The organism is Comamonas testosteroni (assembly GCF_000761245.1).
Taxonomy (GTDB): domain Bacteria; phylum Pseudomonadota; class Gammaproteobacteria; order Burkholderiales; family Burkholderiaceae_C; genus Comamonas; species Comamonas testosteroni_C.
Window position 1 is genome coordinate 312,593 of the sequence record NZ_AWOR01000068.1, and the last position, 13,263, is coordinate 325,855.

Annotated in this window: 13 protein-coding genes; 5 read left to right on the plus strand and 8 right to left on the minus strand. The window is 64.0% G+C overall.

From position 1 onward, the window contains the following. Positions 1-11 precede the first annotated feature (11 nt). On the plus strand, positions 12-557 hold the full coding sequence (locus tag P353_RS20370; RefSeq protein WP_052084948.1) for a RidA family protein: 546 nt from the start codon (positions 12-14) through the stop codon (positions 555-557). 95 nt (positions 558-652) lie between these two features. Here P353_RS20370 and P353_RS20375 read toward each other — a convergent pair whose 3' ends face one another. The 5 genes from P353_RS20375 to P353_RS20395 form a co-directional block, all read right to left on the minus strand. Beyond that, positions 653-2,278, minus strand: a complete 1,626-nt coding sequence (locus P353_RS20375) for an MFS transporter (RefSeq protein WP_034373686.1) — start codon at positions 2,276-2,278, stop codon at positions 653-655. 89 nt (positions 2,279-2,367) lie between these two features. Then, a complete protein-coding gene (locus P353_RS20380; protein ID WP_420093394.1) occupies positions 2,368-2,691 on the minus strand; it encodes a DoxX family membrane protein in 324 nt (107 codons plus the stop codon). A 1-nt stretch (position 2,692) separates the two neighbouring features. After that, positions 2,693-4,582, minus strand: a complete 1,890-nt coding sequence (locus P353_RS20385; RefSeq protein WP_034374182.1) for an amidohydrolase — start codon at positions 4,580-4,582, stop codon at positions 2,693-2,695. A gap of 151 nt (positions 4,583-4,733) precedes the next feature. Beyond that, a complete protein-coding gene (locus tag P353_RS20390; protein ID WP_034373689.1) occupies positions 4,734-5,411 on the minus strand; it encodes an isochorismatase family protein in 678 nt (225 codons plus the stop codon). Between the two features lie 71 nt (positions 5,412-5,482). After that, on the minus strand, positions 5,483-6,202 hold the full coding sequence (locus P353_RS20395) for a pirin family protein (RefSeq protein WP_034373692.1): 720 nt from the start codon (positions 6,200-6,202) through the stop codon (positions 5,483-5,485). A gap of 177 nt (positions 6,203-6,379) precedes the next feature. On the opposite strand from P353_RS20395, the gene P353_RS20400 reads away from it, so the two are divergent. Further along, complete coding sequence (locus tag P353_RS20400; RefSeq protein WP_034373695.1) at positions 6,380-7,282, plus strand: LysR family transcriptional regulator; 903 nt, start codon at positions 6,380-6,382, stop codon at positions 7,280-7,282. Between the two features lie 109 nt (positions 7,283-7,391). On the opposite strand, the gene P353_RS20405 is transcribed toward P353_RS20400, so the two are convergent. From P353_RS20405 to P353_RS20415, 3 genes are all read right to left on the minus strand, one after another. Continuing rightward, positions 7,392-8,366, minus strand: coding sequence for a Bug family tripartite tricarboxylate transporter substrate binding protein (locus tag P353_RS20405; protein WP_034373698.1), 975 nt, complete (start codon positions 8,364-8,366; stop codon positions 7,392-7,394). Positions 8,367-8,464: 98 nt separating this feature from the next. Continuing rightward, the gene (locus P353_RS20410) at positions 8,465-9,499 is read right to left on the minus strand and encodes a TraB/GumN family protein (RefSeq protein ID WP_034374185.1); all 1,035 of its coding nucleotides are present in this window, start codon (positions 9,497-9,499) and stop codon (positions 8,465-8,467) included. 24 nt (positions 9,500-9,523) lie between these two features. Continuing rightward, positions 9,524-10,594, minus strand: coding sequence for a fumarylacetoacetate hydrolase family protein (locus P353_RS20415; protein WP_034373701.1), 1,071 nt, complete (start codon positions 10,592-10,594; stop codon positions 9,524-9,526). Positions 10,595-10,703: 109 nt separating this feature from the next. On the opposite strand from P353_RS20415, the gene P353_RS20420 reads away from it, so the two are divergent. The 3 genes from P353_RS20420 to P353_RS20430 all read left to right on the plus strand — a co-directional run bounded on the left by P353_RS20420 (position 10,704) and on the right by P353_RS20430 (position 13,257). Beyond that, positions 10,704-11,495 (plus strand): IclR family transcriptional regulator, encoded by a 792-nt coding sequence (locus tag P353_RS20420; protein ID WP_034373704.1) that lies wholly within the window; start codon positions 10,704-10,706, stop codon positions 11,493-11,495. Positions 11,496-11,520: 25 nt separating this feature from the next. Further along, entirely contained in the window at positions 11,521-12,672 is a 1,152-nt protein-coding gene (locus tag P353_RS20425; RefSeq protein WP_034373707.1) for a DUF3108 domain-containing protein, read from the plus strand. A 285-nt stretch (positions 12,673-12,957) separates the two neighbouring features. Further along, positions 12,958-13,257 (plus strand): DUF3567 domain-containing protein, encoded by a 300-nt coding sequence (locus P353_RS20430; RefSeq protein ID WP_034373710.1) that lies wholly within the window; start codon positions 12,958-12,960, stop codon positions 13,255-13,257. Positions 13,258-13,263: the final 6 nt, after the last annotated feature.

Consider the following 13,263-nt stretch of genomic DNA (forward strand, 5'->3'; position numbering starts at 1 on the left):
CAGGAGATCACATGAACGTTCCATCCATCTTAAAGACCGCCACCACCGCCGCCCTGCTGGGCACTGCAGTCCTGCTCACCGGCTGCGCAGCCACCACCTCCGGCAGCGGCGATGTCCTGCGTTACAGGACACCGGGCTCGACCTTCCCCATCGCCGCAGCCGTGGAAATCCCCACCGATGCCCGCACCGTCTACCTCTCGGGCAAGGTGCCGCCAGTGGTGGACAAATCCAAGCCCGCCACTGATCCTGCTGCCTATGGCGGCGACACCGAGGGCCAGACCGTCGCCATCCTCAAGGGCCTGGAAGAGCAACTCAAGAGCATGAATCTCGGCATGAGCGATGTGGTGAAAATGCAGGTCTTCCTGGTGGCCGATCCCGCCAAGGGCAACAAGATGGACTTTGCCGGCTTCATGCGCGGCTACACCCAGTTCTTTGGCACGGCTGCCCAACCCAACCTGCCCGCGCGTTCAGCCTTCCAGATTGCAGCCCTGGCCAACCCGGCCTGGTATGTGGAAATCGAGGTCGTGGCCGTGCGCGCCACCAAGCCCGTCAAGTAAGTGACGCACCGGCCTCAGCCCTGGGCCCTCGAAAAATAAACCGGGAGGCATTCATCGCCTGCCCCATCAGCGATGAATGCCGACTCCAGCGCCGCTCAGTGGGCGGGGGAGCCAGATCCCTGCTGGGCGCTGCGCGCATCCAGGGCCAGGAAATGGTGAACCACTGGCTTGTCCGGCCCCTGGTGGTAGCGCAAAGCGGCGGCCTGCAGATCGGCGTCGGCCTTGGACACGCGACCATGCTGGCGCAGGTGCTCGGCCCAGGACTCAACCAGAAACCACTCGATCACCCGGCCGGGCTCGCCGGTGTGTTCAGCCACGCCCCAGGCATAAGCCCCATCGCGACGGCGCTCCTGGGCCACTTGCTGCATAGCCTGGAAAAAGGCGGTCAGATCTTCGTGGGCAATGCGGTATTCGATCTGAATCATGACCGGGCCACGATCGTGGGCCACGGGTTCTGCCAGCAGGGGCTCGGGCCAGTGGTTGGACGGTTGCAGATCAGCTTCGCCAGCAGGCAGCTTGACGCGGTGGAAGACCAGAGACACTACTCCCAGGCCCAGGGCACCGAGCAGCAGCGTGACCGACAGGCCCAGCTGGCCAGCAATCAGGCCCCAGCCCAGACTGCCCAGGGCCATGGCGCCGTTGAATACCATCAGGTAGATGGCAAGACCCCGGCCGCGCACCCAGTTGGGCAGCACCGCCTGGGCCACGCCGTTGAGCGTGGTCAGCGCAACAATCCAGCCCAGGCCCAGCCCCAGCATCAGCGCCACGGCAGCCCACTGGGGCGGCGCCAGGGTCAGCATGCCCATGACCAAGGCCGTAACGACAGAAGCCAGCAACACCAGACCGTCGGTATCGAGACGCTTGCGCAGCTTGGGCAGCAGCACGGCGCCCAGAATGGCACCGGCGCCCACAGCGCCCAGCATCACGCCATAGAAACCGGCCGTGCCACCCAGCATGCGCCGCGCCACCAGGGGCAGCAGAGCCCAGACCGAGCTGGCGAACAGGAAGAACACGGCGGCGCGCAGCAACACCACATGCAGCTCGCGGCTGGCACGGGCATAGCGTACACCTGCCCGGAAGGCGCCGAAGAACTGCTCGTTGAGCGCCGAGGCCTCGGCCTTGGGACGTTTCCACCAGATGAGGGCGGCGATCACGAACACATAGCTCAGCACATCAAGGCCGTAGGCCGCGGCGGCGCCAAAGCTGGCCAGCAGCAGGCCGCCGGCGGCCGGACCGATGGCTCGGGCGATGTTGATGCCCAGGGAGTTCAGCGCCACTGCGCTCTTGAGTTCGCTGCGCGGCACGAGCTCGGGCACGATGGACTGCCAGGTCGGGCCCATGAGGGCGGCGCCAATGCCGCCTACAAAGGTCAGGGCCACCAGGTATTCCACCGTGAGGGTGTTGGTCTGGGCCAGCACCAGCAGTGTGCCGCTCACGGCTCCCAGCAGCACCTGCACCCCGATAAGGAAACGGCGGCGGTCCAGGATGTCGGACAGCACGCCGGCCGGGATGGCCAGCAGGAAGACGGGCAGCGTGGCCGCCGTCTGAATCAGCGCGACGGCCGTGGGGCTGGACGAGAGCTCGGTCACCATCCAGGCGCTGGCCACATCGCGCATGAAGCTGCCGATATTGCCCAGCACCGTGGCGGCCCACAGCACTGCAAAAACGGGGATGGCCAGGGGCGCAAAGCTGCCCGAGGCGGTTTTCTGGTTATCCGGCATGGGAGCCTCCAAGATCGTGCCAGGCGACGAGCAACATGCCGCCAACCAGGCCCCAGTGTTCAAAAAATACGTTGGCAGCACGCTGGCGCTCAGCCTGCGGCACTGCCCAGAAACGGTCGGCCAGCAAGGCCGCCAGCACCGTGAAACCTGCGAGGGCCAGCGCCCCCAGCCAGCGCCCCCAGCCAGCGGTACCAGCCCGTGAGGATCAAGGCCGAGGCCGCTAGCTGCAGCACCAGGACGGCGGCTGCGATGGGTGCGGCCGGGATGAGGCCCAGGGTCTTCACCTCGGCCACCGCCCCGCGAAAATCCCGCGCCTTGTGCCAGCCACCCTGCAGATAGGCCGCACACAGGCACAGCAGGGCCAGCGACTGCACCCAGGGTGCGGTCGCTGCGGCATGCAGCGCCTCACCCATGTCACACCGCCCAGCAGGCGCAGCCCAGCGCGCCCCAGAAGCCCTTGAGATCGGCCACGGGCAGCTTGCTGCTCCAGGCCGTAGCATGGGCATGCCCGTGCAGATTGCAGTTGCTGGCGCAGGCACAGCTGGCAGCGGCGTTGCGCATCACGGACTGCAGCGGCGCGCTTTCCTGCACTCCCCAGGCGCCGTATCCCTTGAAGGTGCGCACGGGGGACCAGTCGGGCATGGCCAGGGGCGGGGCCGATTCGTCGAAGTCGGCAAAGGCGCCGGCACCGTAGACCACCTTGCCGCCCACCACGGTGAGCAGGGCCGAGGTATCGGCAATGTCGGATTCGGGGCAGGCAAAGAAATCGCGGTCAGGCACGATGAGGTCGGCCAGCTGGCCCACCTGGATGCGGCCTTTCTTGCCCTGTTCGTTGCTGAACCAGGTCACGTTTTCGGTCCACATGCGCAGCGCCTGGTCACGGCTCAGGCAGTTGCGCTGGGGCGTGAGCTGCAGGCCGCCCACGGTCTTTCCCGTGATGAGCCAGGACAGGGAGACCCAGGGGTTGTAGCTGGCAACACGGGTGGCATCGGTGCCGGCGGACACGTTGACGCCTTTCTCCAGCATGCGCTTGACGGGGGGCGTGGCTTCGGCCGCAGCGGCGCCATAGCGTTCGACGAAGTACTCGCCCTGGTATGCCATGCGGTGCTGCACGGCCACGCCGCCGCCCAGGGCTGCGATGCGGTCTATGGACTTCTCGGAAATGGTTTCTGCGTGGTCGAAGAACCAGTTCAGGCCGGCCAGGGGCGTGTCTTCATTGACCTTCTCGAACACGTTGAGCGCGCGGTCGATGGTCTCGTCGTAGGTGGCGTGCATGCGCCAGGGCCAGCGGTTCTGGGCCAGGATGCGCACCACCTCTTCGAGCTCGCCTTCCATGCCGGGCGCCAGTTCGGGCTGGGGCTGGCGGAAGTCCTCGAAGTCGGCGGCCGAGAACACCAGCATCTCGCCTGCGCCGTTGTGGCGGAAGTAGTCCGTGCCCTGCTTGTACTGCGAGGTGGCGGTCCAGCGCAGAAAGTCGTCCTTCTCTTCCTTGGGCTTTTGCGTGAACAGGTTGTAGGCCAGGCGGATGGTGAGCTGGTCGGCATCGGCCAGCTCCTGGATCACATCGTAGTCGTCGGGATAGTTCTGCATGCCGCCGCCCGCGTCGATGGCGCCGGTCACGCCCAGGCGGTTGAGTTCGCGCATGAAGTGGCGCGTGGAATTGAGCTGGTAGTCGCGCGGAAGTTTGGGGCCCTTGGCCAGCGTGGCATAGAGGATGAACGCATTGGGCTTGGCCAGCAGCAGGCCCGTGGGATTGCCGGCGCTGTCACGCAGGATCTGGCCGCCGGACGGCTCAGGCGTGTCCTTGGTGTAGCCCACGGCGCGCAGGGCGGCGGCGTTAAGCAGGGCACGGTCGTAGAGATGCAGGATGAAGACCGGAGTGTCGGGCGCCACGGCGTTCAGCTCGGCCAGCGTGGGCAGGCGCTTTTCCACAAACTGGTGCTCGCTGAAGCCGCCGACCACCCGCACCCACTGGGGCGCGGGCGTCACGTCCACCTGGGCCTTGAGCATGGCCATGGCATCGGCCAGGCTCTTGACGCCGTCCCAGCGCAGCTCCATGTTGAAGTTCAGGCCACCACGGATCAGATGCAGGTGGTTGTCGATCAGACCCGGCAGCGCGCTGCGTCCGCCCAGATCGATGCGTTGGGTCTGCAGGCCTGCCAGGGGCAGGACCTCGCGGTCGCTGCCAACGGCGCTGAAGCGCCCCCGGCTTACAGCCACGGCCGTGGCCGTGGGCTTGCTGCGGTCCAGCGTGGTGAAACGGCCGTTGAACAGGATCAGATCGGGGGTGGAGGGCTGGGTCATGGAGGTCTCCATTGGTTCAGCGGCGCGAAGAGTGCGCCAGATTTCTTGGCGAGCAGACCGAAGTCGCATGGAGGACCGCAGCCGTACATGGGTACGGCGAGAGCCGCAGGTGCGAGATCGGTCTGCGCTGCAGAAAGATGATGTGCTCTTTTCAGCCTTCGTGGGCGCCGAACATGGTCTTGGCGTAGGTGATGCCGATGCCGTAGCCGCCACCCAGCTTCTTGGCGATGCCCGTGGTCATGTCATAGGTCTCAGTGCGGGCCCAATCGCGCTGCATTTCCAGCAGGTATTGCAGCGAGGTGATGGGCTGGGCACCGGCCTGGACCATGCGCTCCATGGCGCGGTTGTGCGCTTCTGTCGAAATGTCGCCACAGGCATCAGCGATCACAAAGACCTCAAAACCCTGGTCCAAAGCCGACAGGGCCGGTCCGACGATGCATACGCTGGTCCACAGGCCGGCCAGCACGATGCGGGGCTTGCCGATCTCGTTGACCTTCTTAATGACTGCCTCGTCTTCCCAAGTGTTCATGGAAGTGCGGTCCAGCAGGGCCTGACCAGGGAATGGCGCAGTCACTTCCTCGAACATGGGACCGGAGAAGCTTTTTTCGGCAACGGTGGTCAGGATGGTGGAGGCACCGAAACCGGCGGCAGCCGAAGCGACCAGGGCGGCATTGGAGCGCAGCTGCACGGGATCGATGGAGTGCGTGGCAAAAGCCATCTGCGACTGGAAGTCGATCATGATCAGTGTGTGGTCATGGGGGTTGAGCAGCTTGGCACCGGGCTTGGCGACAGCGACGGGACGGGCGATGGATACATTGGTGTTGGTCATGGCGAAACTCCTGGGTAAAAGGTGAGCGAGAGGCTGCAGGGGAAACAAGAAAACAGGATGAAAACCGCTGCTTACAAGGCGGGAAGTTCGCGGGGGCGCAGGTCAAACACCAGCACCTCCGCGCCTTCGCCCTGATCGAAGCGCAAGGCACCGGCGTTGCGGATGCGGGCGCCGTCGCCTTCGGACAGGCGCTCGCCGTTGACATTCAGGCTGCCGCGGGCCACATGCACATAGACGTGGCGCTCTGGCCCCACATCGAGTTCGGCAGACTCTTCGCCGTCGAACAGGCCTGCATAGACCCGCGCGTCCTGGCGCACGGCCAGCGTGCCGTCCTGGCCTTCGGGGGCGATGATCAGACGCAGGCGACCGCGCTTGTCGGCATCGCCCACATGGACCTGCTGGTAACGGGGAGAAGCACCGCGTTCGCCTGGAACGATCCAGATCTGCAGAAAGTGCACGGGGTCCTGGGCCGAATGGTTGAACTCGCTGTGCTGCACGCCGGTGCCGGCGCTCATCATCTGCACGTCGCCGGGGCGGATCACCGAGCCCGTGCCCATGGAGTCCTTGTGCTCCAGAGCGCCGTCCAGCACGTAGGAGAAGATTTCCATGTCGCGGTGGCCGTGGGTGCCGAAACCCTGGCCGGGGGACACCTGGTCATCGTTGATAACCAGCAGGTCCGAGAAGCCTTGCTGGTTCAGATCACGGTAGTGGCCGAAGGAGAAGGTATGACGCGATTGCAGCCAGCCATGGTTGGCGCGACCGCGGTGGTTGGATTGGCGAACTTCAAGCATTTTCATCTCCAAAAAAATCGATCAATTTCACACTTCCTGCTGCAGGCCTTCTTGCCTTTTTTCGCTGCGTTTCGTGTTGCGATGGATGAAGTATCGGCGGCCAACAAAGGTCAAATATTGAAAGAAAAATGCTTTAATCATCGAAAATTTCGATGATTAGTTTTTACACACCCCACCATGCTCAAACTCTCTCTGGAAGCCATTGAACTCGTGGATGCCATCGCGCGCTATGGTTCTTTCGCCAGCGCGGCCGAACGCCTGCACAAAGTGCCATCGACCATTTCCTATGCCGTATCCAAACTGGAAGAGCAACTGGGCCTGAACCTTTTCATGCGCAACGGCCCGCGCGTCAGCCTCACGCCTGCAGGTGAGGAACTGCTCAAGGAAGGGCGCTGGCTGCTGGCGGCAGCGCGCCAACTCGAGTCCCGGCTGCACCAGGTTGCTACGGGGTTTGAAACCGAAATTCGCCTGGTCCACGACTCACTGATTCCCACCAGTGCGTTCGGCCCCGAAATCCAGGCTTTCGAAGCCTTGAACAGCGGCACGCGCCTGCGCATCGGCAGCGAGACCCTGACCGGTACCTGGGAAGCCCTGCGCGAAGGCCGGGCCGACCTGGTGGTGGCTGCGGGCGAAGGCCCGGCCGGCGGCGGCTACAAGGCGGTGGCCGTGGGCCAGCTCGACTTTGTGTTCTGCGTGACAGCCAGCCACCCGCTTGCCCGCCTGGGTCGACCGCTGGCGCGCAGCGATCTGCTGGAGCACACGGCCATAGTAGTTGGCGACGGCGCGCGTTCGCTAACCGACCGCACCGTGGGTCTGTTGGCGGGCCAGCGCCGGATCACCGTGCCCGATATGCAGGCCAAAATCCAATGCCAGATTGCAGGCCTGGGCCTTGGCTTCCTGCCGCGCGCCTGCGTGCGCGTGGAGCTGGAAACGGGGATGCTGGTGGAACTGCCGGTGGAGGAGCCACGCCCGCCCGAGACCTTCTGGCTGGCCTGGCGCAGCGATGCGCGTGGCCGCGCACAGCAATGGTGGCGCGAGCGCCTGAACCGCCAGTTGCTGCCCGGCATACTCCCCTATTGAAAACAGCCCTGCAACGCAAGATTGCAGGGCTGTTGCTGTGCGACGGACGAGGTCTGCTGAACGGCTCACGCCATGCGCCATGACCTCGCGAAGTCCAGGGACGGGACGATCAGTCCAGCTTCACGCCAGCGACCTTGATCACCTCGCCCCAGCGTTTGGCTTCGGTGCGAGCCAACTGGTGGAACTGCTCGGGCGTACCGGGCAGGGCTTCCATGCCGAAGTCAGCCATGCGCTTGACCACGTCGGGGTCCTTGAGGGCTTTTTGCAGGTCTGCATTGAGACGCTGCACGATGGCTGGCGGCAATCCCTTGGGAGCCAGAATGCCCTGGAAGGCATAGACCTCGGAATCCTTGAGACCCAGCTCGGCCAGCGTGGGAACATTGGGCAGATTGGGCACGCGCTTGGCCGTGCCTATGGCCAGAGCCCGCACCTTGCCGGACTGAATCACCGGCAGGCCCGATGCCAAATCCAGGAACATGCAGGGCACCTGGCCACCCATCACATCGGCCAGGGCGGGCGCAGCGCCCTTGTAAGGGATATGGGTCAAACTCGTGCCGGTGCGGTTCTTGAACAGCTCCATGGCCAGATGGTGGGGCGAGCCATTGCCGGGCGAGGCGTAGTTGAGCTTGCCGGGGTTGGCCTTGGCATAGGCCAGGAATTCCTTGAAATCCTTGGCTTCGAACGCGGGGTTGACCACCAGCGCCATGGGGAAGCGGCTGATGCCGCCCACATAGGTGAAATCCTTGTCGGGGCTGAAGGGCAGCTTGCTGAACAGGTGCTCATTGAACGCCAGGATGGCGTTGTCGGCCGACATGATGGTGTAGCCATCGGGCTTGGCCGAGGCGACGAGCTGGCCGCCGATATTCGTCGAGGCGCCGGGACGGTTGTCCACCACGATGGTCTGGTTCAGCGTCTTGCGCATGGACTCGGCCACGGTGCGGGCCAGCACATCGGTACCGCCTCCGGGTGGGTAGGGCACTACCCAGCGCACAGGGTTGGCGGGCCAGTCCTGCGCCATGGCGAAGGGGGATGCGGCAGCAGCCGAGCTGGCTGCCACGGCAGCCAGGAATTGACGACGATCCATCGTTTGTCTCCTTGAGGGTGATGTAGGGGGTTGTGGAATGATTTTTAGACCCCGCCAGGCTGCCTTTTCTATTAATTGATAGCTGCCTGCGCTTGTCTCTATTCGGCTTGAATCGGCTTTGACTCCGATTTTTGTATGGATGGCGGTTTGAAGCTCACGCGCTCGACCTGATAGCCTTTCTGACGCAGCAGCTCAGGCAGGCCCTTAGGCCCGACCATGTGCAGCGCACCCACGGCAGCAAACACGGTCTTGCCCTGCTGGAGCTGACGAACAATGCCATCTGCCATACCCGGATTGCGTCCATCCATGAGGCGCGCGTACTTGAGCCGATCACGCTCGGTCTTGATGCAGTCGCACCAGTCGGCATAGTTCTCCAGCTGTTTTTCATTGCCGCTGGCCCAGATATTCGCCAGCTGCTGCAGGATTTCCGGAGCCTTGGGGTCATCAAGCTGGTCCAGCCCGTCGCGCACGCTTTCCTGGACCTCCGCAGGGTCGTCGGAAAGCAGCTCCTCGAGCTGGGTCTGCGCCGACTCCAGCCCCAGCACGGGCTTGTGCAATGCATGGGCCATGCCTGCCAGCAGCAGATCGGCGCCAAACTCGGCCACCAGCCCCTGCTTGCGGCCCAGTTGGCTGACCAGTCCCAGCAGCTGAGCGTCCGGGCGTTGTGTGCTCAGATGCTCGGCACAGGCCTGCTTTCGCTGCTGCGCCAGCCGGGCTTCCAGCTCTGCGGGCAGCGCAGGGGCGTCGACACGGGCCTGGAAGCCTTCGATCAACTGCTGCATGACCTGCGGATTCAGCACATCAAGCTCCAGCGCCAGCAGGTCCGCCCCATACATGGAGCGCACGATGGTGCGGCCGGGCAAGATCCACTCCCGCTTGCCTACATGCAAAGTGCCGTAAAGCCAGCTGGTGCGCTCGCCGTCCTGCACGCGCCAGAGCAGGCCTCTGTCCTGCATATGGGGGGCCATGGCCTGCACTTCAGCGGGCGTTGGCAGGCTGAACGGCGGCGGGCAACTGGCAGCAGATTCGGCGGCAGGCTCTGCCGCCATGGACAGGCCCGTCAACAAAGCGAGCGCCATGGCCGGCACGGCCTTCAGAGGCAAAATCCAGCGCGAGAGATTAAGACTTGGCATGGGCATGGCGGCTACAACGAGGGCTTAGTCTTCAGAGCTATCGACAGGCTGAGCTTCGGGCAAGTCATCCTTGCTGCCTCCGGGCGGCGCAATGTTCTGGTCGATGGCACCGAAAATGCTCTGGCCGTCCTTGCCCTTCATCTCGATGCGGATGGTGTCGCCGAACTGCATGAACTCGGTCTTGGGCGCGCCATCCTGAATGGTCTCTATGCAGCGCTTTTCAGCGATGCAGCTATAGCCCTTGGGCCATTCCATGCGCTTGTTCTTGCCGCTGCCGGTCTCCACGCCCTTGTTGCTCACCGTGCCGCTGCCCACAATGGAGCCGGCGCGTACATTGCGGGTCTTGGCGATATGGGCGATCAGCTGGCCGAAGTGAAAAGTCATCTCCTCGCCCGCATCGCACATGCCGACCTTGCGGCCGTTCCAGGTGCTCTGCAGCGTCAGATGCAGACGGCCGCTCTTCCAGGCATCGCCCAGCTCGTCCAGTGTCACAGCCACGGGACTGAAGGCCGTGGCGGGCTTGCTCTGGAAGAATCCGAAGCCCTTGGCCAGTTCGCCAGGTATCAGATTGCGCAGGCTCACGTCATTGGCCAGCATGACGAGACGGATGCCGTCCAGTGCATCCCTGGCATCCGTGCCCATGGGCACGTCGCCGGTGACGACGGCGATCTCGGCCTCAAAGTCTATGCCCATGGCCGTGTTGGGGACGATCACATCGTCGCAGGGGCCGATGAAATCATCGCTGCCGCCCTGGTACATCAGCGGGTCGGTGTAGAAGTTGGCCGGCACCTCGGCATTGCGCGCCTTACGTACCAGCTCCACATGGTTGATATAGGCCGAGCCATCGGCCCACTGATAAGCTCGCGGCAGCGGTGCCATGCAGCGTTGGGGATCAAAGGGAAACGCGTGGCGGGCCTTGCCATGATTGAGTTCGTGCGACAGATCCTGCAGCTGGGGGGCCATATAGCTCCAGTCATCCAGCACCTGCTGCATGCGATTGGCAATGCCGGTGGCATAGCAGGCCTGGCTCAGGTCACGCGAGACCACGACCAGTTGCCCGTCACGCGAGCCATCCTTGTAGGTTGCCAGTTTCATTCTCTGTCCCTCTGCTCACGGCAGCGGTGCTGGCACAATGCCTGACAACGCTAGCCAAAATTACGATTGGTTAAATTGATTTAACTAAACAAAATACGATTCTATTGCAATGGAAAAGGAACGCGCAGGGATTCAGTCGGTCGAAGTGGGTTTCTCCCTCGTCGAGGCGCTGGCACAGGCCAGCGGACCGCTGATGCTCAAGGATGTCGCCGCCGCCGCCGGCATGAGTGCCGCCAAGGCTCACCGCTATCTGGTGAGCTTTCAGCGCATCGGACTGGTAACCCAGGACGAACGCAATTCGCGCTACGACCTGGGCCCTGCGGCGCTGAAGATCGGCCTAGCCTCGCTGGCCCGTCTAGACCCGGTGCGCCTGGCACGTGAACGCATCCCGGCACTGCTTGAGTCCCTTAATCACACGCTGGCCATCGCTGTCTGGGGCAATCATGGCCCGACCATCGTGCATTGGGAGGAATCGGCGCAGTCCGTCACCGCCAACCTGCGCCTAGGCGACGTCATGCCCATGCTGGCATCGGCCACGGGGCGCTGCTTCGGCGCCTGGCTGCCGCGCGAGGCGACTGCCGCATTGCTGGAGCCCGAAATCGAGCGTGCGCGCAAAGCCCGGCGCCAAGACCTGCCCCAGACCGAGGAAGCCGTGGCGGCCATACTGGCCGAAGTGCGCGAGCGCGGTACGGCCCGCGTGGTCGACACCGTGCTGCCGGGCATCGTGGCTTTTTGCGTGCCGGTCTTCGACGCGTCCGGCCATATCGTGCTGGGGCTGATGACCCTGGGCTCGCTCGCGACTTTCGACCCGGACTATGGTGGTGCAATAGACGCGCCGCTGCAGGCAGCCGCCCGCCAGCTTTCCAGCGATCTGGGCTGGCGCGCCGATCCCAACCACTGAAACCCGCAATCTCCGAATCACGCTCATGGGCCGCTCCCCTCAGGCAAGCCAGGCACACAAGACTCTGCTGCCCATCACCGGCTTGGTGTTGGCAGCCCATGGGCTGTTGCTCTGGGGTCTGCCAGAGCCGAGCCCCCCAGACAGGCCTGCCGACGCCCAGATCGTCATGGAGACGCGCATGCTGCAGGCGCCCTCTCCTACCCCGCCACCGCCTGCCGCCCCCAAACCGGCTGTGCCACCAGCACCGACGCCCCAGACTGCACCCCGCAAGCCGGCTCCTGCTCCCGTGCCCGTTCCCGTACCGGACGCACAGGATTCCATACCAAATCCACCTCCAGACCAGGAGCCACAAACGCAAGGCGCTCCTGAAACAGAAGCACCCGCCAATAAAGAGCAGCCCACTGCTGCAGCAGAGCCGGCTTCCGAGCCCATGGCCGAGCCTCCCGAAGCCAATGGTGCCGACACGGCCCGCCCCATCCATGTCACGCCCGCAGGCAGCGCGCCGCTGCCGCCTAGCTCTGTGCTGCCCGTCACATTGCCCAACTCCGCCACGCTGGAGTTCAACGCCTCGGGTCAGGTCAAGGGTTTTCAATACTCGGCCAACGCCCAACTGCAGTGGCAGCATGACGGCCAGTATTACCAGGCCAGGCAATCGATCAGCATGTTCTTGCTGGGCGAGCGCGCCCAAACCAGCGAGGGGCTGATTACCCCCAAGGGCCTGCAGCCGCTCAACTTCAGCGACAAAGGGCGCAAAACTCAGTCCGCCGCCTTTGACGTGGCCAGCGGCAAGGCGCACTACAGCGGCGGCCAGACCGATGCGGCCATTGGCGATGGCGTGCAGGACCGCCTCAGCGTCTTTCTGCAGCTCTCGGCCCTGATGGCCGCCGCCCCCGAAAAATACCCGCCAGGCACACTAATAGAGCTGACTACCAGCAGCGCACGCTCGGCGGTGCGTTGGCAGTTCCGCGTGGGTGCCAGCGAGGCGCTGGAGCTGCCGTTTGGAAGCGTCATGGCGCTGCGCCTGGACAAGCTGCCCGGCAAAAGCAGCAGCGACCAGCGCGGCTCGGTGTGGCTGGCTCCGGCCATGCAATACCTGCCCGTGCGCATCAAGCTCAGCCAGGGGCAGGATGACTTTGTCGATCTGCAGCTCAAGAAATACCAGCCCGCCCCGCAATAGCCCGCAGTGTCGCCTCCTGGCGTAAACCCCAAGGCCACCGCATCGAAAGCGCTCACTTACATTCCAGCCAAGGCCTGCAACCTGCACCGGCTCGGGCTGAACGCTGTCGCAGCGCTCAAGGACTTGCCTACTACAGCTTGGGAAAACCGGTTGCCCACAACCATGTCAAATCCATGGAATACTGTGCTCAAGTGCCAAGAGCAGGCATTTCCACCTTGAAATGCGGCACCCTGTCGCCATATCCATGGCAGGCATGCTCATAACGGAAGTGAAAGGGGGAACACCATGCAAATGCTTTACGACTCTGAATCCTTTGCGGTGCTCCATCTGCGTCCCGATATGGAAGCAGACGCTCCGGCAGGCAAAGCCAAGGCCGAGATCCAGCAACCCCATCAACTGCCGCGCCACGGCTTCGAGATCGTGGACAAGCGCTCGGGCAAGGAGGTGTATCTGGATGGCTCCTGGGCCGAAATGTTCCAGAAGCAGATCCTTGCCTGGCAGCAGGACGCCCCCACCGAGGAAGAGGTGGAGGAAATTCTCGACACCTACACGGGCCTGGCCCAGCAGCCGGTCATCATTCACTGAACACCT